General features: G+C 71.7%; 23 protein-coding genes. 13 read left to right on the forward strand and 10 right to left on the reverse strand.

Annotated elements, in window-relative coordinates; genetic code table 11:
* The first annotated feature begins 80 nt into the window (after positions 1-80).
* From ACO0E1_RS13210 to ACO0E1_RS13230, 5 genes are read left to right on the forward strand one after another with little or no spacing between them, the layout of a single operon-like run.
* Positions 81-683 carry an N-formylglutamate amidohydrolase gene (locus ACO0E1_RS13210; protein ID WP_422874607.1) on the forward strand — a complete coding sequence of 201 codons (603 nt, stop codon included), beginning with the start codon at positions 81-83 and terminating at the stop codon, positions 681-683.
* Between the two features lie 37 nt (positions 684-720).
* Positions 721-1,404, forward strand: a complete 684-nt coding sequence (locus ACO0E1_RS13215) for a response regulator transcription factor (protein WP_422874608.1) — start codon at positions 721-723, stop codon at positions 1,402-1,404.
* Positions 1,401-2,738, forward strand: a complete 1,338-nt coding sequence (locus ACO0E1_RS13220) for a HAMP domain-containing sensor histidine kinase (protein WP_422874609.1) — start codon at positions 1,401-1,403, stop codon at positions 2,736-2,738. The genes ACO0E1_RS13215 and ACO0E1_RS13220 overlap by 4 nt, the downstream gene beginning before the upstream one ends.
* A gap of 49 nt (positions 2,739-2,787) precedes the next feature.
* Entirely contained in the window at positions 2,788-3,996 is a 1,209-nt protein-coding gene (locus ACO0E1_RS13225) for a UDP-N-acetylglucosamine--N-acetylmuramyl-(pentapeptide) pyrophosphoryl-undecaprenol N-acetylglucosamine transferase (protein WP_422874610.1), read from the forward strand.
* Positions 3,993-4,979, forward strand: a complete 987-nt coding sequence (locus ACO0E1_RS13230) for an SDR family NAD(P)-dependent oxidoreductase (protein WP_422874611.1) — start codon at positions 3,993-3,995, stop codon at positions 4,977-4,979. Before ACO0E1_RS13225 ends, ACO0E1_RS13230 begins: the two co-directional genes overlap by 4 nt.
* Positions 4,980-5,178: 199 nt before the next feature.
* On the opposite strand, the gene ACO0E1_RS13235 is transcribed toward ACO0E1_RS13230, so the two are convergent.
* From ACO0E1_RS13235 to ACO0E1_RS13265, 7 genes are all read right to left on the reverse strand, one after another.
* A complete protein-coding gene (locus tag ACO0E1_RS13235; RefSeq protein ID WP_422874612.1) occupies positions 5,179-5,535 on the reverse strand; it encodes a cation:proton antiporter in 357 nt (118 codons plus the stop codon).
* Positions 5,532-5,870: an MrpF/PhaF family protein gene (locus ACO0E1_RS13240; RefSeq protein ID WP_422874613.1), complete on the reverse strand. Its 339-nt coding sequence runs from the start codon at positions 5,868-5,870 to the stop codon at positions 5,532-5,534. Before ACO0E1_RS13240 ends, ACO0E1_RS13235 begins: the two co-directional genes overlap by 4 nt.
* The gene (locus tag ACO0E1_RS13245; RefSeq protein ID WP_422874614.1) at positions 5,867-6,454 is read right to left on the reverse strand and encodes a Na+/H+ antiporter subunit E; all 588 of its coding nucleotides are present in this window, start codon (positions 6,452-6,454) and stop codon (positions 5,867-5,869) included. The genes ACO0E1_RS13240 and ACO0E1_RS13245 overlap by 4 nt, the downstream gene beginning before the upstream one ends.
* The gene (locus ACO0E1_RS13250; protein WP_422874615.1) at positions 6,451-8,103 is read right to left on the reverse strand and encodes a Na+/H+ antiporter subunit D; all 1,653 of its coding nucleotides are present in this window, start codon (positions 8,101-8,103) and stop codon (positions 6,451-6,453) included. The genes ACO0E1_RS13245 and ACO0E1_RS13250 overlap by 4 nt, the downstream gene beginning before the upstream one ends.
* Positions 8,100-8,552 (reverse strand): Na(+)/H(+) antiporter subunit C, encoded by a 453-nt coding sequence (locus tag ACO0E1_RS13255; RefSeq protein WP_422874616.1) that lies wholly within the window; start codon positions 8,550-8,552, stop codon positions 8,100-8,102. Before ACO0E1_RS13255 ends, ACO0E1_RS13250 begins: the two co-directional genes overlap by 4 nt.
* On the reverse strand, positions 8,549-11,449 hold the full coding sequence (locus ACO0E1_RS13260) for a Na+/H+ antiporter subunit A (protein WP_422874617.1): 2,901 nt from the start codon (positions 11,447-11,449) through the stop codon (positions 8,549-8,551). The genes ACO0E1_RS13255 and ACO0E1_RS13260 overlap by 4 nt, the downstream gene beginning before the upstream one ends.
* 110 nt (positions 11,450-11,559) lie before the next feature.
* Positions 11,560-12,504 carry a zinc-binding dehydrogenase gene (locus tag ACO0E1_RS13265; RefSeq protein WP_422874618.1) on the reverse strand — a complete coding sequence of 315 codons (945 nt, stop codon included), beginning with the start codon at positions 12,502-12,504 and terminating at the stop codon, positions 11,560-11,562.
* A gap of 73 nt (positions 12,505-12,577) precedes the next feature.
* Between ACO0E1_RS13265 and ACO0E1_RS13270 the strand changes: the two genes are divergently transcribed.
* The 6 genes from ACO0E1_RS13270 to ACO0E1_RS13295 all read left to right on the forward strand — a co-directional run bounded on the left by ACO0E1_RS13270 (position 12,578) and on the right by ACO0E1_RS13295 (position 18,279).
* Positions 12,578-12,991 (forward strand): MarR family winged helix-turn-helix transcriptional regulator, encoded by a 414-nt coding sequence (locus ACO0E1_RS13270; protein WP_422874619.1) that lies wholly within the window; start codon positions 12,578-12,580, stop codon positions 12,989-12,991.
* Between the two features lie 146 nt (positions 12,992-13,137).
* Positions 13,138-14,256, forward strand: coding sequence for a PQQ-dependent sugar dehydrogenase (locus ACO0E1_RS13275; RefSeq protein ID WP_422874620.1), 1,119 nt, complete (start codon positions 13,138-13,140; stop codon positions 14,254-14,256).
* Between the two features lie 44 nt (positions 14,257-14,300).
* Complete coding sequence (locus ACO0E1_RS13280) at positions 14,301-15,122, forward strand: aldo/keto reductase (RefSeq protein ID WP_422874621.1); 822 nt, start codon at positions 14,301-14,303, stop codon at positions 15,120-15,122.
* A 55-nt stretch (positions 15,123-15,177) separates the two neighbouring features.
* Positions 15,178-16,053 carry an SMP-30/gluconolactonase/LRE family protein gene (locus tag ACO0E1_RS13285; RefSeq protein WP_422874622.1) on the forward strand — a complete coding sequence of 292 codons (876 nt, stop codon included), beginning with the start codon at positions 15,178-15,180 and terminating at the stop codon, positions 16,051-16,053.
* A gap of 70 nt (positions 16,054-16,123) precedes the next feature.
* Positions 16,124-17,275 (forward strand): 23S rRNA (uracil(747)-C(5))-methyltransferase RlmC, encoded by a 1,152-nt coding sequence (rlmC, locus tag ACO0E1_RS13290; RefSeq protein WP_422874623.1) that lies wholly within the window; start codon positions 16,124-16,126, stop codon positions 17,273-17,275.
* A gap of 338 nt (positions 17,276-17,613) precedes the next feature.
* Positions 17,614-18,279 (forward strand): transglycosylase family protein, encoded by a 666-nt coding sequence (locus tag ACO0E1_RS13295; RefSeq protein ID WP_422874624.1) that lies wholly within the window; start codon positions 17,614-17,616, stop codon positions 18,277-18,279.
* A gap of 68 nt (positions 18,280-18,347) precedes the next feature.
* Here the strand turns inward: ACO0E1_RS13295 and ACO0E1_RS13300 are convergent, their stop codons facing one another.
* Both ACO0E1_RS13300 and ACO0E1_RS13305 read right to left on the reverse strand, forming a co-directional pair.
* The gene (locus ACO0E1_RS13300) at positions 18,348-19,349 is read right to left on the reverse strand and encodes an LCP family protein (RefSeq protein WP_422874625.1); all 1,002 of its coding nucleotides are present in this window, start codon (positions 19,347-19,349) and stop codon (positions 18,348-18,350) included.
* Positions 19,350-19,391: 42 nt separating this feature from the next.
* Complete coding sequence (locus tag ACO0E1_RS13305) at positions 19,392-19,790, reverse strand: MarR family winged helix-turn-helix transcriptional regulator (RefSeq protein WP_422874626.1); 399 nt, start codon at positions 19,788-19,790, stop codon at positions 19,392-19,394.
* 76 nt (positions 19,791-19,866) lie between these two features.
* Here ACO0E1_RS13305 and ACO0E1_RS13310 point away from each other — a divergent pair, with 76 nt between their 5' ends.
* Complete coding sequence (locus ACO0E1_RS13310) at positions 19,867-22,002, forward strand: MMPL family transporter (protein WP_422874627.1); 2,136 nt, start codon at positions 19,867-19,869, stop codon at positions 22,000-22,002.
* Between the two features lie 4 nt (positions 22,003-22,006).
* On the forward strand, positions 22,007-22,657 hold the full coding sequence (locus tag ACO0E1_RS13315) for a GntR family transcriptional regulator (RefSeq protein ID WP_422874628.1): 651 nt from the start codon (positions 22,007-22,009) through the stop codon (positions 22,655-22,657).
* Positions 22,658-22,712: 55 nt separating this feature from the next.
* On the opposite strand, the gene ACO0E1_RS13320 is transcribed toward ACO0E1_RS13315, so the two are convergent.
* Positions 22,713-23,801, reverse strand: a complete 1,089-nt coding sequence (locus tag ACO0E1_RS13320) for a 2-aminoethylphosphonate ABC transporter substrate-binding protein (protein ID WP_422874629.1) — start codon at positions 23,799-23,801, stop codon at positions 22,713-22,715.
* Positions 23,802-23,828 lie beyond the last annotated feature (27 nt).

Below are 23,828 nucleotides of genomic sequence, written 5' to 3' on the forward strand. Positions count from 1 at the left end.
CTGTTGTCCGGATCGCTGCGCGTTCCCGCAACCGGAGTCGCGTCCGTTCCCCGGCCGCGTTCTGCGGATACGTTCGATCCATGGACGAAGCGAGTCGCGACCTCATCCCCGCCGGCACCACATTCACGGCCGACGACGTCACCTGGTGGGCCGGGAAGGGCGAGCGTTCCCTCGACCAGGCGATCGCCGAGGCCGACGTCCTCGTCAGCGCACCGCACGCCGGTGCCGCGATCCCGGAGGAGCTCGACCGGTTCCTGGCACCGGAGTTCACCCGGCGGCTGCAGTACGACTACACCGACGTGTCGACGAGCGCCGTCGTGCGGCGGTGGGCCGAGATCGACCCCCGCGTGGTCGTCGTCGAGAACCCGCATCCCCGCATGGTGCGCGACCCCAACCGTGCACGCCCGGCGAGCCTCGTCGACGACCTGCGCGAGGCGTTCGACCGCGTCCGCACGGCCGGCCGCGGGAACCGCGTGGACCTCGGCGGGGTCGACGCGATCCGCCCGGTGACGTTCTCGTTCTTCCCGCTCATCGAACCGCCGACCTCCGACGCGGCGCTCCTGGAGCTGGCCACGGCGTTCGAGGACGTCGCCGACCGAGGGCTCGGCGTGTACGAACGGACCCGCGACGACCTCATCGAGCGCTTCGTGACGAGGACGATGGCCGACGGTGGCGCCGCATGAGGCGAAGGTGAAGCGGTTCCGTGCCAGCATGACGGGCATGGCACGGCAGACGACGGTCCTCGTGGTGGACGACGACCCGAACGTGCTGCTCGGCATCCGTGTCGCCCTCGAGACCGACGGGCACGCCGTCGTCACCGCTGCCGACGGTCGGCAGGCACTCGCCGCGGTCGTGTCGGACGACCCCGACGCCGTCGTGCTCGACCTCGCGATGCCCTTCCTCGACGGGCTCGGCGTGTGCCGGGCCCTGCGTGCCGCAGGTGACGCCGTGCCGGTGATGATGCTCACCGCGCACGACCGACCCCGCGAGCGCGTGGACGGCCTCGACGCCGGCGCCGACGACTACCTCGGCAAGCCCTTCGACGTCGACGAACTCCGGGCACGGGTCCGTGCGCTCGTCCGGCGGGGCGGCCCGACCACGGGCGTGGAGCGGCCCGAGTGGCGGGGGATCGGTCTCGACGGCGAGCAGCAACGCCTCCTGACGGCAGCCGGCCCCGTCGACCTCACGCGCACCGAGACCGTCGTCGCCGAGCTGCTGTTCCGCGACCCCGCGCGGGTCCGCACCCGCGACGAGCTGGGCGAGGCGGTGTGGCCCGACGGAGCCGTCCCCACGTCGAACGCCCTCGACGTCGCGGTGAGCTCCCTGCGACGGAAGCTCGTCGCCGCGACCGACGGCCCGGCGATCACGGCCGTCCGCGGCCTCGGCTACCGGCTCGAGCCGTGAGGACGCGGACCGGGTCGCTCCGTCGTCGCCTGGCCGCCGTCGTGGCCGGAGCGGTCGCGATCGCCGTCGTCCTGGTGGCTCTCCTGACGTGGTTCGTCGTCGCCTCACAGCTGCACAGCGCGCTCGACACCTCCCTCGACCGCGAGGCCACCCGCGTCCAGCGTCTGATCCAGGCGAACGCCGACTGGACGGGGGAGGGTGCCGGCGGGTGCGAGTACGCGGTCGAGCCGGCGTGCGTCCGGCGCATCGACACCGGTGACGCGCTGGGGTCCGGCGCGGGGCCCCTCGCCGTCACCGAGCAGGCGCACGCGGTCGCCACCCGGGAATCGGCACGCGCTCGGTACACGGCCGACGGGGTCCGGGTCGCCGTGGTCCCGACTCGCACGGACGAGGCCGTGATGGTCGGCGTCCCCACCCGGCAGACCGAGACCGCGCTCACGCGCACAGCCGTCGCGCTCGCCGTCGCCGGTGCACTCGGGGTCGTGCTCGCCGCGGTCCTCGGGTACGTCGTCGCCACCGTGGGGCTCAGGCCCGTGCGCGCGCTCGACACCGCGGTGCGACGGGTCCGGGACACGGCCGATCCGCACGAGCGCGTCGACGTGCACCGCAACGACGAGCTCGGGCGGCTCGCCGGCGCCTTCGACGAGATGCTCGCCGAGCTCGCGGCCGCCAGCGACGCGCAGCGGGACTTCGTCGCCGACGCGTCGCACGAACTCCGGACCCCGCTGACGACCCTGCGCACGAACCTCCAGCTCCTCACCGACGACCGGCCGCTCGACGAGGCCACCCGCGCCGCGCTGCGCGCAGCGGTCACCGAGGAGATCACCGCGATGCAGGCGACGATCGACGACCTCGCCGAACTCGCGCGCGGGGACCGTCCCGGCGCCGACCTCCTGACGACGGTGGACCTGGTCGATGTCGTCCGATCGTCGGCGGCCACGGCAGCCCGCCGTTGGGGTGTGCCGTTCCGGGTGCGGTTCCCGTCGTCGGACGTCCCGGTGCGCGTCGCCGACGGACGGCTCCCGCGCCTGCTGGACGTCGTGCTCGACAATGCCGGCAAGTACGGCGCCGGGGAGCCGGTCGAGATCGAGGTCCTCGACGGGCGTCCGGTCCTCGTGTCGATCCGCGACCGCGGGATCGGCATCCCACCGCAAGACCGCGCACACGTCTTCGACCGCTTCCACCGGGCCGCGTCCGCGCGCGGGCTCCCCGGGTCCGGGCTCGGGCTGGCGATCGCGGCGCAGATCGTCGCCGCGTCCGGCGGCACGATCACGGCCGACGCTCGTGGCGACGGCCCCGGCACCGAGATCGTCATCACCCTGCCTGCCGGCTGACGCGCCTCGACCTCACGTTCGGCTCACGACCGCGTCGCACCCTTGCGGCATGGTCATGCTGCACTCGAACCGCACGTCGCGCTCCGTCGCCGACGGTGCGCCGTTCCGCGTCGTCATCGCCGCCGGCGGCACCGGCGGACACGTCTTCCCCGGCCTCGCGGTCGCCGCCGCGATCGAACGACTCGTGCCCGGCGCGTCCGTCACGTTCTCGGGAACGCCGGACCGCCTGGAGGCCCGGCTCGTCCCCGCCGCCGGGTACCGTCTCGACACCACACCGATCATGCCCTTCCCGCGTCGTGTGGACCGGCGTGCGTTCGGCTTCCCCGCACGGTTCGTCCGGTGTGTCCTGCGCGCCCGCCGTCAACTCCGCGACCGGCGGGCGGACGTCGTCGTCGGGGTCGGCGGGTACCCGACCGTGCCGGCGATCGTCGCCGCGTGGACGCTCCGGATACCGGTGCTCGTGCACGAGTCGAACGCGACGCCGGGGCTCGCGAACGTCCTCGCGGCGCGGCTGGCCGGGAAGGTCGCGTGCGCGTTCGACCCCGACCGTGCCGGGTTCGCGTCGAGCGCCGAGGTCCGGCGGGTCGGCATCCCGATCCTCCCGGCGCTGGCGTCCTGCGACCGGGCGGCGATGCGGGAACGTGCCCGGGCGGTGTTCGGCGTCGCCGCCGAGGAGCGCTTCGTGGTCGTGTCCGGCGGGAGCCTCGGCGCGGTGTCGCTCGACCGAGCCGCCGTCGACCTGGCGTGCGCCCGATCGTGGGACGGTCGGCTCCGCATGCTGATCAAGGCGAGTGGCTCGCACGCCGCGGAGCTCGGGCAGCGACTCCGCGACGGCGGGGGCGACGCGGTCGCCACGATCGTGCCGCACATCGACGACATGGCCGCCGCGTACGCCGCGGCCGACGTCGTGGTCGTCCGCGCCGGAGCCTCGACCGTCGCCGAGGTCGAGCACCTCGGTGTCCCTGCCGTCCTCGTGCCGCTGCCCGGTGCCACCGACGACCACCAGACCGCGAACGCCCGTGCCCTCGCCGCGTCCGGCGCCCGTGTCGTGGTGCTGCCCGACTCGGAACTGGACGCCCGTGCCCTGGACCGGGCCGTCTCGGAACTGGCCGGGCCCGTCGGGGCCGAGCCGAGCCTCCCGGTCGCGCCGATCAGCCACGCGCACCACGCGACCTCACCCCACGCGGCGGCGGCCGACGCCGTCGCCGACTGGGCGATCGAACTCGCCCGTACCTCTGCGGAAAGGACCACACGATGAACGACACCTACTGGGAGGGCCGCAGCGTCCTCGTGACCGGAGCCGAGGGCTTCATCGGCTCGACGCTCGTCGACGCCCTCGTCGAACGGGGCGCCCGTGTCCGCGCGCTCTGCCACTACAAGCCGTACGGATCGGCGGGGTGGCTCGCCCGGTACGCCGACGACGACCGCGTCGAGGTGCTCGCGGGCGACGTGCGCGACCCGTTCCTCGTCGACTCCGCGGTCGCGGGCACGGACACCGTGTTCCACCTCGCGGCCCTCATCGGGATCCCGTACTCCTACGTCGCGCCGGAGTCGTACGTGCAGACGAACGTCGTCGGCTCGCACAACGTCGTCGCCGCGTGCCGCCGCCACGGTTCCCGGATGGTGCACACCTCGACGTCGGAGACCTACGGCAGCGCGCTGCGGGTGCCGATGGACGAGACGCACCCGGCGCAGCCGCAGTCGCCGTACTCCGCGTCGAAGATCGCCGCGGACGCGATGGTGCTGTCGTACCACGCGGCCTTCGGGACGCCGGTCGCCGTCTGCCGCCCGTTCAACACGTACGGACCCCGGCAGAGTGCCCGTGCGGTGATCCCGGCGGTGCTCGGGCAGCTCGCCGCGGGGTCGGACGTCATCCGGCTCGGCTCGACGACACCCACGCGGGACTTCACCTACGTGACCGACACGGTCGCGGGGTTCCTGGCGATCGGGGCCTCGGACGCGGCGGTCGGGCGCACGTGCAACCTCGGGACCGGGAGCGAGGTGTCGATCGGGGACCTCGCGGCGATGCTCGTGCGGGTGAGCGGTCGTCGTGCGCGGATCGTGGTGGACGAGTCGCGCCTGCGCCCGGAGGCCAGCGAGGTCGATCGCCTGCTGTCGGACAACACGCTCGTCCGGTCGCTCACCGGGTGGGCACCGCAGGTGTCGCTCGAGGACGGCCTCGCGCGCACGTGGGAGTCGGTGCGAGCCGCATCCGGTCTGGGCGCCGCCTACGTCGTCTGACCCGCCCGCCGTGCCCGCCCGCCGTGCCCGCCCGCCGTGCCCGCCGGCCGTGCCCGTTCGCCGTGCCCGTTCGCCGTGCCCGCCCGCCGTGCCCGTTCGCACAACCGAAAGCACTCCGCGCCGTTGAACGCCGCGGTGCGGATGGCTTTCGGTTGTGCGGGAGCGGATCGCGCAACGTGGCGGTCAGGACACCGGGCGGTCAGGACTCGGTGTCGTCGACGAGGAGCGCCTGGTGGTCGTAGTCGCCGGAGCGGACCCCGGCCCGGGCGATCATGTGCGTCGACACCGGTACCAGGAAGAGCTGGAACACCATGATCGGCAGGACGACCCAGAGCGCGGTCCACGTCCACACCGAGACGACGATCGCCGCGAGCCCGAACGCCAGCCCGAGGACCTGCGGCTTCGCCATCGCGTGCAGCCGGACGAGTGGGTCGGGGAAGCGCACGATCCCGACGCCGGCGCCGAGCGAGAGCAGCGACCCGACGAGCAGCAGCCCGACGGCGATCCAGGCCCGGATGCCCGCGCCGTCGATGAAGGTCTCGATGATCTCGATCACGACTCGCCTCCTTGCCGTCGCTCCGGTGTGGTGACGTCAGCGCCGTCGTCGGACGGGTCCGAGGACGGCGTCACGGCACGGGCCACGGCGATGGTCGCGAACACGCTCGTCGCGGCGATCACCACCAGTACCGGGATCCCTGCGAGGTCCTGCCGGATCACCATGGCCGCCGCGATCACCACGAGGACGGTGGTGAGCACCATGTCGGAGCCGATCATCCGGTCGAGGATGGTCGGACCGCGGACGATGCGGAACACGGCGAGGAGCAGGGTGGCCCCGAGCAGTGCGAGGACCACGGCGACGAGGATCCCCATCACGACGACCCCGGCGCTCATCGGGTCACCTCCGGCAGGGGTTCGGACAGTTCGGAGAGGTCCTGCTTCGACCCGAGCGCACGGATTACCATCGTCTCGATGCCGAGTGCCTCGCGCTTGGCGTGCTCGACCTGTTCGCGCCGCTCGGTGTCGAGCACGTGGAGCAGGAGTCGTCGACGGCGGAGGTCGACGTCCGCGACGTAGGAGCCCGGCACGAGGGACACCGCGAGGGTCGCGAGCGTGAACGTCATCTCGGACGTCGTGTGCATCTGCACGAGCACGATCGAGCTGCGTCGGACTCCCCGCGGCCGGAACGCCACCCACGCGACCCGGAACGACGCGGCGACGACGAGGCCGGACCAGACGACGAGGAACCACAGGAAGTGCAGCGGGGAGAACCGGGAGGACAGCGGGACGGCCGGCAGGGGGAGGGCCTGCGTCACGAGGAGCGCGACGACGACCCCGCACAGCAGGGTCAGCGGCGTCCACGATCCCCACAGCAGCGCCCACAGCACGGTGAGCCCGAGCACGAGCGGCACGTCGTAGCGCCACGCGACGGCGATCCGTCGGGCGTTCGCGATGCGTCGGGTCCTGGCGTCGGTCACGGTCGTGCCCCCAGGACTGCCTCGACGTACTGCTGCGGGGACTCGAGCGACTCGGCCGCCCGGGTGGCGTACCCGTACAGCGGGCCGGCGACGACCGTGAGCGCGACGGAGCCGAGCACGGCGACCGTGGTGACGCCGACCAGCATGCGCGGCAGGCGGGTACGGCCGGAGACGTGCTGCATGCTCCCGGTGACCGGATCCGTGACCGTCACCGAGCCTCCCGACAGGACGGAGCCGTCCGCCTCGGACCGGGTGACGGGTGCCGGCTCCGGAGCCCGCAGCGACTCGTGCGGTTCTGCCACCGCGACGTGCGGGGCCGCTGCTTCGGCAGCGGGCTTCGGTCGCCAGAAGGCGGCGTCCCACACGCGCATCAGTGCGTACAGGGTGAGGAGCGAGGTCACGACCCCGGCAGCGATGGTCATGTACGCCAGGGGACTGCCGTCGATCGCTGCGGCGCGGAAGAGCCCGAGCTTGCCGATGAAGCCGGAGAAGGGCGGGATCCCGCCGAGGTTGAACGCCGGGACCAGGTACAGGGCGGCCAGGAACGGCGCGGCCTTGAGCAGGCCGCCGAGCGACCTGGTCGACGTGGTCCCACCGACCCGTTCCATCAGGCCCGACACCAGGAACAGCGTCGTCTGCACGACGATGTGGTGCACCGTGTAGAACACCGCAGCGGCCGTGCCGACGACCGATCCGAGTCCGACGCCCATCACCATGAACCCGATGTGGCTGATCAGCGTGAACGACAGCAGTCGCTTCACGTCGGTCTGCGACACGGCCCCGAGCACGCCGACGATCATCGTCAGCGCGGCGACCACGAGCAGGACGGTGTTGAGCTGCGGGCGCGGGAACATGATCGTCTCGAGGCGGATGATCGCGTAGATGCCCACCTTGGTCAGCAGGCCGGCGAACACCGCGGTGACCGGTGCCGGCGCGGTCGGGTACGAGTCCGGCAGCCAGAACGCCAGCGGGAACACGGCCGCCTTGATGCCGAAGCCGATGAGCAGCATCGTGTGGATGAGGAGCTGTACGTGGTCGGGCAGGGCTGCCATCCGCTCGCTGATCTGGGCGATGTTCACCGTGCCCGTCGCGCCGTAGACCAGCCCGATCGCCGAGAGGAAGATCGCCGACGCGATGAGGCTCGTCACGATGTACGTCGTGCCGGCCCGCACACGCTGCTCGCTGCCCCCGAGGGTGATCAGCACGTAGCTCGCGACGAGGAGCATCTCGAACGCCACGTAGAGGTTGAAGAGGTCGCCGGCGATGAAGGAGTCGAGGACCCCGGCCGCGAGGACGAGGTACGTCGGGTAGAAGATCGTGACGGGCGCTTCGCCGTCGTCGGCGGCGAGGCCCTGTCCGATCGAGAACAGCAGGACGATGAGCAGCACGCTCGCGGACACCGTGAGGAGCAACGCGCTCAACCGGTCGACGACGAGCGAGATGCCGTACGGGGCGTCCCAGCCGCCGACCTGCACGACGATGGTGCCGTGGTGGTCGACGAGCACCATCAGCGTGGCGGCGACGGCCAGTGCGATGACGAGCACGGCCACGGTGATCGCGCGCTGGATGCGCTGGTGCCGGAGCAGCCCGAGGGCGACGGCCGCACCGAGGAGCGGGACGAGGACGAGGAGCGGGACGAGGAAGGTCATCGGTGGGCCTCGTCCTGGGTCTGGTCTTCGTGGTGGCGCTCGTGGTCGGTGTCGGCTTCCGGGTCCGTGTCCGTCTCCGGGTCGTCCTCCGCCGGGGCGTCCCGTTCGTGCCGGATCGCGACGTCGGCCTCGTCCACCTCGACCTCGTCGGCGCGGGACAGCGTCCACGAGCGGTGGATGAGGGCGAGGAGGAACGCGCTGACGGCGAAGGTGATCACGATGGCGGTCAGGGCGAACGCCTGGGGCAGCGGGTCGGTGATGCCCTCCGACGACTTGCCGATCGGCGGGTTGCCGGCAGCGCCGGACATCACGAGCAGCAGCAGGTTGAGGGCGTTGCCGACGAGCAGGAACCCGAGCAGCATCCGCGTGAGCGAGCGTTCGAGCAGCAGGTAGACGCCGCAGGCGAAGAGGACGGCCATCGCGATGACGAGGACGAGGGTGATGGTCATGCGGTCACCTCTTGCTGTTCGTGGTCGTCGGGGTTGCCCTCGATCGAGTCGGTCGTCGGGGTGTTCGTGTCCTCGAGCCGCTGCCGGTCCACCTCGGCGCCGAGGCTCCGCAGCACGTCAAGCACCAGGCCGACGACGACGAGGTACACGCCGATGTCGAAGAACGTCGCCGTGACGAACTCGACGTGCCCGAGGATCGGGACCGTGGCCTCGAAGAACTCCGAGTACAGGGCTTCCCTGCCGAAGAACAGCGGCACGATCGCGGTGATCGCGGCGGTCGCGACACCGAGGCCGAGCAGTCGACCGGCACGGATCGGAGCGGCGGCGCCGAGCTCGGCGGGGCCACCTGCCAGGTAGCGGGCCGCGAGCGCGATGCCCGCGACGAGACCGCCGGCGAACCCGCCACCGGCGGCGTTGTGCCCGGCGAACAGCAGGTACACGGACAGGACGATGAGGCCGTGGAACAGCAGTCGGACGACGACGTCCAGCAGCGCGGAACGACCGGTCGGGAGCGCGGCACTCGTCGGCAGCCAAGCGCGGGGCTCGCCGTCCGGGCGGTGCTTGTCGCTCGCGACGACACTCGGCAGGTCGCGGAGGCGGGGGAGCGTGTCTTCGCGGGAGTTCACGAAGATCAGGCTCGCGACCCCGGTGGCCGCGGCGACGACCACGGTGAGCTCACCGAGCGTGTCCCAGCCGCGGAGGTCGACGAGCGCGACGTTCACCACGTTCAGGCCGTGCCCGAACGAGCTCGTCAGCGCGGGGAGGTCCGGCCAGATCGGCTTGGCCGACCGAGCGGAGGCGGCGACGATCACGACCACCGCCAGGGTGGCGCCCGCGAGCGCGGCGAACAGGGCCCGGAGTACCCGGAAGCGTGAGGGGTTCGCCGTCGCGATCCGCGGGGGGAGGCGGCGGAGCACCAGGACGAAGGCGATGAGCGTCACCGTCTCGACGACGAGTTGCGTGAGGGCGAGGTCCACGGCGCCGTGCAGGACGAACAGCACGGACATGCCGTAGCCCGTGACACCGACGAGCACGGCCGCGGCGAACCGCGTCTTCGCGGTGAGGACGGCGGTCGCGGCGATCGACATCACGATCACGACCGGGATCTGGCCCCACGAGTCGGCGAAGCGCACGTGGAACTCCCACGGCCCGCCGAGCGCCAGGTTGACGAGTGCGCCGGCGACGAACACCGACAGGATGACCGTCAGGTAGTAGGGGAGCGATCCCCGCTGGAGGGCGGCGGTGACACCGGTGGCTGCACGGTCGAGTCCGCGCATGAGGTGTCGGTAGGTGTTCGCCGCGCTCGGGAACCCGGCGAGGCGGTGCTGGAGCGCCTCGACCCGGGTGCGTGCGGCGAAGAGCGCGAGGCCGCCGAGGAGCGTGATCGCGGAGATCCCGAGCGCCGGCTCGAGTCCGTGCCAGAGCGCCAGGTGCGGCACGGCTTCCCCGGACATCGACGCGGCGGCAGCGGCCGGTTCGAGCCCGTGCGCCACGACCGGCGTGAGGAGTCCGAGCGCGAGACCGGTGAGGCCGAGGATCGACGGCACCACCCCGAGGCCGTGCAGCGCGTGCGGCTCGGTCTGCTGGACGCCTGGCTTGCGGGCGAAGGCACCCCAGAGGAAACGCAGCGAGTAGGCCACGGTGAACACGGACCCGACGGTGACGCCGACGAGCGCGAACCACGCCCACCCGGACCCCGGGCCGTGCAGCGCTTCGACGAGCCCGGTGAGGACGGCTTCCTTGGCCACGAACCCGATCATCGGCGGGATGCCGGCCATCGACAGGAGCGCCAGGACAGCCACGGTCGCGAGCCAGGGGAGTTTCCGGCCGAGCCCGGACAGACTGCCCAGGTCCCGGGTGCCGGTGACGTGGTCGATCGTCCCGACGACCAGGAACAGCGTCGACTTGAACGCGGCGTGGGCGACGAGCAGCGCGATCCCACCGAGCGCGATCGCGGGCGTGCCCCAGCCGGCGGCGAGCACGAGGAACCCGAGCTGGGCGACCGTGCCGTACGCGAGCAGCAGCTTGAGGTCGGTCTGGCGGAGCGCCCGGTACCCGCCGATGACCATGCCGAGCACGCCGAGCAGGGTGATCGTCTCGCGCCAGCCCTCGAGGAGCGCGAACGCCGGGGCGAGGCGGGCCACGAGGTAGATGCCGGCCTTGACCATCGCCGCGGCGTGCAGGTACGCGCTCACCGGGGTCGGCGCGGCCATCGCGGCCGGGAGCCAGAAGTGGAAGGGGACGATCGCGGACTTCGTCAGGGCGCCGGCGAGGACCAGCACGACCGACACCGTGACGATCGTGCCCGTCGGGGCCTGCGCGACGATGGCGGACAGCTGCGTCGTGCCGGCCGTGACGGACAGGATCACGAGGCCGGCGAGCATCGCCAGACCGCCGGCCGTGGTGACGACGAGCGCCTGCATCGCAGCGGCGCGGCTCGCGCGCTTGACGGCGTCGTGCCCGATGAGCAGGTACGAGAAGACCGTGGTGGCTTCCCACAGGACGAACAGCACGATGACGTCGTCGGCGATCACCAGCCCGTACATCGATCCGGCGAACGCGGTGAGGACGCCGGCGAAGCGGCCGAGCCCCGGTTCCTTCGGACCGAAGTACGACGCGCAGTACACGAGCACGAGCGCGCCGACGATCGACACCACGAGTGCGAGCACCCACGACAGCGCGTCGACCCGGAGCGCGATCGACAGGTCGAGCTGCGGGATCCACTGCACCGACGAACTGATGCCACCGTGCAGGGCCCGGTCGGTCTGCGCGATCGTCAGGACCGCTGCGGCCGCCGGTGCGAGGGCGGCGACGGTGAACACCCGACGCCCGAGCAGGGGTGTCAGCGCGGGGACGAGGAGTGCGACGACTCCGAACGCGACGAGGACGGTGACCATGGGGCGCCTCCTCGGGGTCGGGCGTGCAAGTCCGGCTCTGGGTGGCTCTCAGGCTACCGAGAGCCGGATGGGGAGAACCTGAACGACCGGACAGGATGACCCGCCGAGGATCAGACTCCGAGCACCACTCTGCTCGTCCCGGCGTCGACCTGTCCGGCCCATGCGTCCGCGACGGTGTGCATCGGCACCGTGGTCGCATCGACCGCGATCGTGCCGTCCGCGATCGCGGCGACGATGCCGGGGAGCTCGGCGACGAACCCGGACGTCCCCACCGAGCCTCGCCCGCTGCCGACGATGGTGAGGCCGGACGCGCGGAGCGCTGCGGACGGGATCGGAGCCTCCTGGCCGGCCGTCGACCCGATCGCGATCCAGTCGAGCCGCTCGCCGCGGGCCTCGCGGGCGGTGACGAGCGTCCGCATGACCGCGGCGGCGGGCACACCCCAGACGTAGTCGATGACGACGTCCACGTCGGACGCCGCGCGCCCGATCGCCTCGACGTCGTCGAGCGGGACGACGACGTCGGCGCCGATCTCCGTCAGTGACGCGAGGCGCGACGCGTTGCGCCCGCTCGCGACGACGGAGGACGCCCCGAGGCGCTTCGCGACCTGCACGGCGGCACGGCCGGACGCCCCGGTCGCGCCGAGCACGAGCACCCGCGCACCGTCCGGGAACGCGATGCGGCGACGGAGTGCCACCCACGACGACATCACCGGGTTGACGCCGGCCGCGACCCGGGCGGGGTCCGCGCCGTCCGGCAGCACGACGCTCGCGCGCGGGTCCACCGCGGTGCGTTCGGCCATCGACCCGCGGGTGTCCGACTGCACGGCGAAGTAGCGGAGCGTGCCGTCCGGGAAGCGCCCGACGCCGTCGACGCCCGGGACGAGCGGCAATGCGCCGTCGCTCGTGTAGTGCGATCCGTCCGCCTGCGACCGGACGCGGGGGTGCAGGCCGACGGCGACGACGTCGACCACGACCTCCTCGCCGCGGGGTTCGGGTTCCGGGAACTCGGTCCACGTGGGTGCCGAGCCGAAGTGTGTGACGAGCGATGCGTGCACGACTGCCTCCATTTGGTTCGTGTTACGAATCAAAGTAGTTCGCACCACGAAGTTCGTCAAGTAGGCTCGGGCCATGGACACCACCGAGCAGGACCGACTCGTCGACGCCCTCGGCCACGCGGCGTTCACGACCATGGGCTCGCTGACCGGGCTGGCGGCCGACGCCGGACTGTCCCTCACACAGCTCCGGGTCCTCGCGATCCTGCGTGACCGCCGCCTGCGGATCGGCGACCTGGCCGAGTACCTCGGGCTCGAGAAGTCGACGATGACCGGGCTCGTCGCCCGTGCCGAGAAGAAGGAACTGCTCGAGCGCGTCCCGAACGCGGACGACGCGCGCGCGGTCGACGTGGTGCTCACCGACCGCGGGCACGAGATGGCCGCCGCGCTCGAGGCCGCCATGCGCGACGCGCTCCTGCCGCTCACCGAGCGGCTGTCGTCGGCGGACCGCCGCCGGCTCCGCGAGCTGCTGGAGCGGATGCTGCGCTGACGTGCGCCGGCGCGCTGGTCGCGCCCACCGGCGGACGGGAGGCTCGTGCCGGGGCCGCCACGAGCCTCCCGTCCGGCGGCTGGTCGGGTCGGCTGCCGTGGGGACGCTTACGGGGGCTCGCAACCACGGCGCGTAGAGTCCGCGCCATGCGCACCCGGACCGCAGCACCGATCGCATCGTTCGCCCTGCTCGTCCTGGCGCTCGCCGGGTGCACCGCGGGGTCGGACGCCGACGAACCGACCACGCGCCGCAGTGCCACTGCAGGGCCGGCGCCGACCGACCTGGCCACCGGCGAGGTCGCGCCCACCGGAGCCGTCTCGGACGTCGCGACGGACCTCGACGCGCCCTGGTCGGTGGTGCTCACCGACGACGACGTCCCGCTCGTCAGCCTGCGTGACTCCGGGGACGTGCTCGAACTCGGGGACGACGGCGACACCCGCACGGTCGGCACGATCGACGGCGTCCGGCACAGCGGCGAGGGCGGACTGCTCGGCCTCGCACTGCACGACGACGACCTCTACGTGTACTCGACGGGGGAGGGTGGCAACCGGGTCGAGCGATACCCCCTCACCGGCAGCGCGGGCTCGTACGGCCTCGGCGACGCGACGACGGTCATCGACGACCTGCCCGCGAACAGCTTCCACAACGGCGGGCGCATCGCGTTCGGCCCCGACGACATGCTCTACGTGACGGTCGGCGACGCCGGCAACCGGTCGGAGGCGCAGGACCGGGACTCCCTCGCGGGCAAGATCCTGCGGCTCACGCCGACGGGCGAGGTCCCTGCCGACAACCCGTTCGACGGCTCCCCGGTCTGGTCGCTCGGGCACCGGAACGTGCAGGGGCTCGGATGGGCCTCCGACGGCACGATGTTCGCGTCCGAGTTCGGCGAGAACACCTGGGACGAGCTCAACGTCATCGAACCGGGTGCCGACTACGGCTGGCCCGAGGTCGAGGGCACCGGGGGTGTCGACCAGGGCTTCGTCGATCCGGTGCAGCAGTGGCGGACCTCCGACGCCAGCCCGTCCGGCCTCGCGGTGGTCCGTGGCACCGTGTTCATCGCGAACCTCCGCGGCGAGGTGCTGCGGTCGGTGCCCGTGTCCGACCCGTCGACGTCGCGGGAGTGGTTCGCCGGGACGTACGGGCGGCTGCGCACCGTGCTCGCCGGACCGGACGGCACGCTCTGGTTCGTGACGAACAACACCGACGGCCGCGGCAGCGCCGGTGCCGGCGACGACCGGATCCTGTCGGTCGCCCTGACCGACTGACCGGCTGACGGCCCGACGCGCCGCGCGCGCGTACCGTCGGGCCCATGCCTGCTCTCACCGACACGTTCGTCATGTCCAACGGCCTCCACATCCCGAAGATCGGGTTCGGCACCTGGCAGATCCCGCCGGGCTCCGAGGCCTACGACGCCACCCGCGTCGCCCTCGACGCCGGCTACCGGCACATCGACACCGCGGCCGCCTACGGCAACGAGGCCAGCGTCGGCGAGGCCGTCCGCGACAGCGGCGTCCCGCGTGACGAGGTCTTCATCACCACGAAGCTCCCGGCCGAGATCAAGACCGCAGCCGGCGCCCGTGAGGCCTTCGCGGCCTCGACGGCGGCGCTCGATCTCGGCGTCGTCGACCTGTACCTGATCCACGCGCCGTGGCCCTGGAGCGACATGGGCAGCGACCACCGCGCGGGCAACGTCGAGGTGTGGAAGGTCTTCGAGGAGCTCCACGACGCCGGCAAGACGAAGTCGATCGGTGTCTCGAACTTCGTCGTCGCGGACCTCGAGCACCTCCTCGCGAACACCGACGTCACCCCGCACGCCGACCAGATCCGCTGGTTCATCGGCAACACCCAGGACGACACGACGGCCTTCTGCGCCGAGCACGACATCCTCGTCGAGGGGTACTCGCCGCTCGCCACCGGTGGCCTGCTGTCGAACACGGCCATCGAGGAGATCGCCGGGAAGTACGACAAGACCGTCGCACAGGTCGCCATCCGCTACCTGCTCGAGAAGGACGTTCTGCCGCTCCCGAAGTCCACGACTCCGTCCCGCATCGCGGAGAACGCCGACGTCGACTTCGTCCTGGCGCCGGAGGACGTCGCGACGCTCGACGCGCTGGAGGACACCACGGCGTGACCGCGAGTGGTGCCGGGACGGGGACCGTAGGCTCGTGGTGTTCGAAGGAGAACCCATGACGTCGATCACCGACCTCGTCCCGGACCCCGTGGCGCTCGAGCGCATCGCGACCGGCAGCACCTGGGCCGAGGGGCCGTGCTGGATCCCCGCAACCCGGACGCTGCGGTGGTCGGACATCCCCGGCGACCGGATCGTGCAGTGGCACGCGGACACCGGCCAGACCGACGAGTACGCCACCGCCGTCGAGTTCACGAACGGCCGGACCCTCGACCGCGACGGCAGCGTCGTGCAGTGCTCGCACGGGAACCGCCGGGTCGAGCGCGACCGGGACGGGGTCGTCGAGGTGATCGCCGACGGGTGGAACGGCGTCCGGCTGAACTCACCGAACGACGTCGTCGTGTCGCGGGACGGTGCCGTCTGGTTCACCGACCCCGCGTACGGCATCACGCAGCTCCGCGAGGGGCACCCCGGTGAGCGCGAGTACGGCGACCACTGGGTGTTCCGCTGCGGCCCCGACGGGTCCGACCTGCGACCGGTCGTGCTCGACGCCGACGAGCCGAACGGGCTGGCGTTCGACCCGTCCGAGCGCGTGCTCTACCTCGCGAGCTCGTCCGGTGAGCGTCCCGTCATCCGCGCGTACGACGTCGACGGGCACCGCGTGAAGAACGGCCGGGTCTTCGCCACACTCTTGCCCGGGGAGGGCGCACCGGACGGCATCCGCGTGGACACCGACGGCAACGTGTGGTCGTCGTCGCACGCGGGCATCGTGGTGTTCGCCCCGGACGGTACCCGTATCGGCGAGGTGCCCGTCCCCGAGGTCGTCGCGAACCTCTGCTTCGGCGGCGACGACGGCACGACGCTCTTCATCGCGGCGACCACCTCGATCTACCGCATCGCCACGCGGGCGAGGGACGCTGCTGCGCTGTCCTGACCGGCGACCACCTCGATCTACCGCATCACCACGCGGGCGAGGGACGCTGCTGCCGTATCCTGACCGGGCCATGCAGTGCGACTACTTCGACCGCGGGGTGTGCCGCTCGTGCACGCTCATGGGGCAGCCGTACGCCGAGCAGGTCCTCGACAAGGAGCTCCGGACGCGCGAGCTCCTGCACGACGCGGTCAAGGCCGCAGGGGGTCCCGGCAGCGTCGAGTGGCTCCCAGCGGTCACCAGTCCGGAGTCCGGCTACCGGAACAAGGCGAAGATGGTCGTCGGCGGGTCGACCGAGCACCCCACGATCGGGATCCTCGATCACCGGCAACGCGGGGTCGACATCCGGCACTGCGGGATCTGCACGCCGGGCATCCGGCAGGCGCTCCCCGTCCTCGCGGAGTTCGTCACGTCCGCCGGGCTGATCCCGTACGACGTCGCTGCACGGCGGGGTGAGCTCAAGTACCTCCTCGTCACCGAGTCGCCGGACGGCGAGCTCATGGTCCGGTTCGTCCTGCGTTCCGAGGGGCAGCTCGCACGACTCCGGTCGCGGCTCGGCGACCTGCTGCTGGCGCTGCCGAACGCGGTGGTCGTCACCGCCAACCTGCTGCCGGAGCACAAGGCCGTCACCGAGGGCGACCGCGAGATCGTCCTCACCAAGCAGGAGACGCTCCCCATGCGCTTCGGCGACGTGACGATGCACCTGCGCCCGCAGAGCTTCTTCCAGACCAACGCGCACGTCGCGTCCGCGCTGTACATGCAGGCGTCGGCATGGATCGACGAGGTCGCCCCGGCGTCGATGTGGGACCTCTACTGCGGCGTCGGCGGCTTCGCCCTGCACGCCGCCCGCCCGGGTCGTGCCGTGACGGGCATCGAGACCAGCGTCGAGGCGATCCGGTCCGCGAAGCAGTCCGCTCGGGAGGCCGGGCTGGTGGACGTCCGGTTCGCAGCGGACGACGCGACCGAGCACGCGCTCCGGTCCCGAGCCGGCAAGACCCCCGAGCTGGTCGTGGTCAACCCGCCACGACGGGGCATCGGCCAGGCGCTGTCGGAGTGGCTCGAGGCGTCCGACGTCGAGCACGTCGTCTACTCGAGCTGCAACCCGGTGACCCTCGCGAAGGACCTCGCGCGGATGCCGTCGCTCCGGCTGCGCCGTGCGCGCGTCCTCGACATGTTCCCGCAGACCGGGCACCTCGAGGCGGTCACCCTCCTCTCCCGCGTCTGACGGGAACCGGGCCGGACCACGGCCGGACGGGAGGCGCGGGTCGGGCCCGTCACGAGCCTCCAGTCCGGCCTTGCCAGGGGATTCGGATGTTCGTGTACCCCGGGACAGCCGATCGCCGCGTCAGCGGCGATCGGCGCGTACAGGTTCAGCGGAGGGGGACAAACGCAGATGGGTAGAACCATTTGTCTCAGTTTGATAACGACGCGGAGTTTCCTATGGTGGCCGACCGTGACGCCGGCGCGAACCGCTGCCCCCGGCGACACCTCAACAGACCGCGATCGGTCGGGGCGGGCAGCGGGTACGCCGGAAACGGCGGGCGGCCCCGGTGGAGCAACAACATGAAGAAGACCACTCGTACCCGCGCCGTCCTCGGCGGACTCGCCTTCGCCGGCATCGCCGCGGCAGGCGTCGGGCTCTCGGCCCCGGCCAACGCGGCCGACGGATCCACGTGGGACGCCCTCGCGCAGTGCGAGTCCGGCGGCAACTGGGCCATCAACACCGGCAACGGCTACTACGGCGGCCTGCAGTTCACGCAGGGCACCTGGGCCGCCAACGGCGGGACGGGCAGCCCGGCGAACGCCAGCCGCGAGACGCAGATCGCCGTCGCCGAGCACGTCCTCGCGTCGCAGGGCTGGGGTGCATGGCCCGCCTGCTCCGCGAAGCTCGGGCTGAGCGGCACGGCCGGCGCCGCCCCCGGCGCGATCCCCCAGCAGCAGGCCGCCTCGGCTCCTGCCGCGCCCGCACCGGCTGCCCCGGCGCAGAAGGCAGCACCGTCGACCACGAACGCCGCTCCGAAGGTCACGGCTCCTGCCGCGCCGTCGAAGCCGGCCGCCGTGCCCACCAGCGGCAAGACCTACCAGGTCGTCTCCGGTGACACGCTCGACTCGATCGCCACGAAGCTGGGCATCGACGGTGGCTACAACAAGCTGTGGGCCGCCAACACGACCACGATCGACAACGCGAACCTGATCTACGCGGGTCAGACGCTGCAGCTCCCGGCCTGATCCCGGTCGACCGATCACCACACGAACGCCCCCGTGACTTCTCGTCGCGGGGGCGTTCGGTGCTCCGGCTAGTGCGGGTTGTCCTGCAGCCAGCGGCCGAGGTCGTCGGATCGGAGTGCCGAGGACAGCGACTGCACCGCGCCGGTGTTGACCGCGACGTAGGACTGGCCGTCAGCGGACGTCCCACCGCCGGCGGTGGGCAACGTGAACGTCTGCAGGTCGCTCGGACGGACGTCGCGGAGGGACCAACCGAGCCCGACGAGGGTTTGGAAGTCCAGGCCGGCGTCGACCGACAAGTACTTGCTCGTCGCGGTGACGAAGTCCTGGACACGGCCCGGATTCGTGAGCGTGCCCTTCGAGAGCACCCCGTCGACGATGCCGCGCATGAACGCCTGCTGGTTCCGGACGCGGGTGTGGTCGGCATCCGCGAACGCGTACCGCTCGCGGACGAACGTCAGCGCCTGGGCACCGTCGAGTCGGTTGGCGCCGGCGACGAAGTGGTGCCCGCGGGCGGTGAACTCCTTCGGGGACTGGACGGTCACGCCGCCGAGCGCGTCGGTCATGCCCTCGAAGCCGGCGAAGTCGATCTCGGCGACGTGGTCGATGCGGACGTCGAGGAGCTGCTCCACCGTCTGCACCGTCAGTGGGATGCCACCCCACGAGTACGCGGCGTTGATCTTCGCGGTGCCGTGGCCGGGGACGTCGACCCACGAGTCGCGCATGATCGACATCAGGTACCCGCCCTTCCGGTCGGCCGGGACGTGGGCGAGCATCAGCGTGTCCGAGCGGCCGCCCGCAGCGTGGTCGCCGTCCGGGTCGAGCCCCTTCCGGGAGTCGGAGCCGATCAGCAGGATGTTCTCCGCGCCGTCGGTCGGGGCCGGACGGTCCGCCTTCGGGAACGGATCGGCGATGGTCTCCGTGTTGCGGTCGTAGCTGCGCGCGAGGCCGCCGATGAAGACGCTGGCGACCACGGCGATGACCGCCGCGATGCCGACGAGTCCGCCGACGGTCGCGACGAGGGCGACGAGGAACGGGCGACGGCGACGAGGGGCAGTGCGGCGACCAGGCATGCCTCCGATGGTACGGCATGTGGTATTTCACGTGTGATGTCTTCAGGACCTGTGGAGGATCCGGCCCAGCGCCGCGCGCAGGTCGGGATCGTCGGGGAGGACCTCTCGCTCGATGTGCCGGGCGGTGTCCCACATCGTGCGTCCGTGCTCCGTGACGGTGACCACCCGGCGACGACGGTCGGCGGGGTGCGGGCCGCGCTCGATCAGGCCGTCGCGCTCGAGGCGCTCGAGCGTCCGCGACATCGTCTGCGGCTGGACCCTGGCCGTGCGGGCGAGGGTGTCCGCCCCCGTCGGCCCCGTTCGGATGACGATGTCGAGTGCGATCAGCGCGGCGTGCGGCAGTCCGATCGCCCGGAGCCGTTCGTCCCAGTCGCGTTCGACGGATCGGGCCGCGGCGGCGAGCAACCGGCCGAGGGGCCACTCGGCGGGGGCGTCGTCCATGCTCGGAGTCTACGGTTCGTGCTGATGTGGTCGTTCTGGTAATCAGCATGCTGACTATCGGAGTACGCTCATCGACGTGCCCCGCTTCCTCCGCATCACCATCCCCGCGGTCGTCATCGTCGCCTGGCTCGTCATCGCGTCGATCGGCGGTCCGTTCTTCGGGAAGATCTCCGAGGTCTCGACCAACGACCAGACTTCGTTCCTGCCGGCGTCAGCCGACGCGACCAAGGTGCAGGAGCGCGCTGGCGACTTCCGAGACCCGTCCGGAGCGCCCGCCGTGATCGTGCTCGAGCGCTCGGGCGGGTTCTCGGCTGCGGACACCAAGGCTGCAGCCGACCTCGTCCAGCGGCTCGGCGACCGGTCCGACGTCCAGTCGGTCAGCCCCGCGATCCCGAGCGACGACGGCGACGCCGTGGAGATCGTCGCCACGCTGACGACCACGGCGGACACCGGGGACGCGGTCGAGGCGATCCGCGCGGACGTCGACGACGCGGTGCCGTCCGGCATGCGCGGGTACGTCACGGGTCCGGCCGGGTTCACGGCCGACCTCACGGAGGCCTTCGCTGGGATCGACGGGATCCTGCTCGGCGTCGCGCTCGCAGCCGTCCTCGTCATCCTCATCGTCGTCTACCGCTCGCCGCTGCTGCCGTTCCTGGTGCTCGGGACCGCGACGTTCGCGCTGACCGCGTCGATCCTCGTCGTGTGGGCGTTGGCGAAGACGGGCGTCGTCACCGTCAACGGGCAGGTGCAGGGCATCCTGTCCATCCTCGTCATCGGTGCCGCCACCGACTACGCGCTGCTGTACGTGTCCCGGTACCGCGAAGCCCTGCGCGACCACCGCACCGGGTGGGAAGCGACGACGGCCGCGCTGCGCGGGAGCCTCGAACCGATCCTGGCCTCCGGCGGCACCGTCATCGTGGGCGTGCTCTGCCTGCTGCTGTCCGACCTCAACTCGAACAAGGCGCTGGGACCCGTCGCGGCCATCGGCATCGCGTTCAGCCTCCTCGCCGCGCTCACGCTGCTGCCCGCGCTGCTCCTCGCCTTCCGGCGTGCGGCGTTCTGGCCGCTCCGCCCGGTCCACGGCAGCGCGCACCCCGTCGTCACCGGGCCGGGCGCCGAGGGACTCTGGGCGCGCGTCGGCCGGCTCGTCGCGCGGCGCTCGCGGGTCGTCTGGATCGTCTGCACCGTCGGGCTGCTCGCCATGGGCACCGGGCTCATCGGACTCGAGGCGGACGGGGTACCGCAGAGCGACCTCGTGATCGGGCAGTCCCAGGCCAGGGACGGTCAGGACGTGCTCGCCGACCACTTCCCTGCTGGGTCGGGAAGCCCCGCGCAGGTCATCGGCTCGGCGGACCGGATCGATCGGCTGGCATCGGCGATCCGCGGGGTCGACGGTGTCGGTGAGGTCGTCGCGGTGTCGAAGGACTCCCCGTCCGGCACCGTGCCGATCGGGTCCTCGGATGCACCGACGGTGTCGGACGGTGACGTCCTGCTGCAGGCCACACTCACCTCCGCGGCCGACTCGGACGCCGCGGAGCAGACGATCAGGGACCTGCGGACCGCGGTGGAACGCGTGGACCCGTCCGCGATCGTCGGCGGTGTGACCGCCACAGCTGTCGACACGAACGACACCGGCATCCGAGACCGGTCGGTGATCATCCCGGTCGTGCTCGTCGTCATCCTGCTGATCCTCATGCTGCTGCTCAGGAGCATCGTCGCGCCGCTCGTCCTGATCGGCAGCGTGATCGTGTCGTTCGCGGCGGCGCTCGGCGTCGGGGCGCTCGTGTTCGACCACGTGTTCCACTTCCCCGGGGCCGACCCGTCCGTGCCGCTGTACTCGTTCGTGTTCCTCGTGGCGCTCGGGGTCGACTACAACATCTTCCTCATGACCCGGGTGCGCGAGGAGGCGATCCGGTTCGGCCCGCACGAGGGCGTGCTCCGCGGGCTCGGGGTCACCGGCGGCGTGATCACCTCGGCCGGCGTGGTCCTCGCGGCGACGTTCGCGGCGCTCGGGGTGATCCCGATCCTGTTCCTCGTGCAGATCGCGTTCGTGGTCGCGTTCGGCGTGCTGCTCGACACGATCGTGGTCCGTTCCCTGCTCGTCCCGGCGCTGGCGTACGACCTCGGTCGGCACGCGTGGTGGCCCTCGCGGCTGTCACGTCGAACTGCCGACGATCCTGTCGCGGCGACCAGCCGACATGTGACACGCTGAGCGCATGCCAGTTCCCTCGACGCAGCCCGCAGCAGAGCGCAAGCTCCTCCGTGACACCGTGCAGGACAAGATCCGCGACGCGATCATGGACGGCACGCTCGAGCCGGGGGAGCGCCTCAACGACGACGACCTCATCGCGTGGCTCGGTGTCTCGCGCACTCCGATCCGCGAGGCCCTCGCGGAGCTCGCGCGATCCGGCCTGATCGAGATGGCGCCGAACCGGTACACCCGGGTCGCTGCTCCGGCCAAGGACGAGCTCCTCGACGCCTACCGGACGCTCGGCGTGATCTACGGCGGCGTCGTCCGGCTCGCGGTCCCGCGGTTCACGGACGCCGAGCGCAAGAAGATCGTGAAGATGCTCGACGACGTCGTCGCCCGCGTCGGCAAGGACGAGCAGGCCAAGGTCGCGCACGACGGAGCCGACATCTACTCGATGTGGGCGGATGCCTGCGGGAACCCCTCGCTCGAGCAGCTCTGCAAGTCGACGACCGACGGACTGGCGTTCAAGCTCCGCGTCCCCGAGCTCGCCGAGCTCGTGCCGGCCGACGTCATCCTGCCGGAGCTCGCGAAGCTGAAGGACGCGGTCGTGGCGAAGGACCCCATCGCCGCCGAGCTCGCCATGGAAGCCGTGCACCTGCTGCCGTCACGCGGCTGACGACACCGCGAAGCCCCCGCGCCGAGCGACGCGGGGGCGGTGGGACCCGTGTGGGTCAGAGCGTCCCGGTAGCGGTGTTCCAGCGGTCCACGGTGTCGTCGAGGTCCTTCAGCACCGCATCCCAGTCGGGCCGGACGACGGTGACGCCGTCGAGGAGCTTCGAGACCTTCTCCGCCTCGGGCCCGGTGGGCGTGACGTCGTCCCGCGCCGGCAGCCCGCCCGCGACCGTGGTCGCTTCCTCCTGCACCTTCTCGGAGTAGAGGTAGTCGAGCAGCTTCTTGCCGGCAGCCGCGTGCGGGGCGTCCTTGACGAGGCCCGCGACGTACGGCACCGACATGGTGGTCGGCTTGCCGTCCTCGCCGTCGAGGAAGAAGACGCCGAGGTTCGGCATCGACGCCTGCTGTGCGAGGTTCATCTGCAGGTCGCCGTTCGCGATCGACAGCTCGCCCTTGTCGACCTTCGCCGCGAGGGCACCGGTGGAGTCGGACGGGCCGACGTTGTTCTCCTGCAGGTCGTGCATGTAGCCGTCGACGGCCTGCTTGCCGAGGACCTGCTGCGCGAGCAACAGCATCGCGGTGCCGTCGCCGGCCACGCCCGGGGTCGAGTACTGCAGCTTGCCCTTGTAGTCGGCGTCGAGCAGGTCCTTCCAGGTCGTCGGGGCCGATGGCACGGACGAGGTGTTGCGGATGAACCCGATCACGTTGTCGACCATCGTCGTGTACGTGCCGTCAGCGGCCTTGTTGTCGTCCGCGACGTGTTCGGACCCCGCCGGCGTGTACTTCGCCAGGAGCCCCTGCTGGTCGGCCTGCTGGATGAACGGCGGCAGCGTGACGAGGACGTCCGCCTGCGTGTTCGACTGCTCCTTGGCGGCACGCTGGACGACCTCTCCTGAGCCTGCTTCGACGACGTTCACGGTGATGCCGGTGTCCTTCCGGAAGTCGGCGAACACGGTCTTGTAGAACGACGAGTGCCCGTCGTTCAGCCCGTCGGCGGTGTAGAGCGTGACGGTCTTCGAGTCGGAGTCGGAGCCGGAGCCGGTGCTGGCGGCGCCGGTCGCGGAGCAGCCCGCGAGGACGACGACGGTGGCGACGGCGGCGATGCCGGCGGCGACGACGGGGCGGCGGGGGGATCGGTGCACGGACATGGTTCTCCCTGGGGCAGATGTGGCGGC

Source organism: Curtobacterium guangdongense (assembly GCF_049341845.1).
Lineage (GTDB): Bacteria > Actinomycetota > Actinomycetes > Actinomycetales > Microbacteriaceae > Curtobacterium > Curtobacterium guangdongense.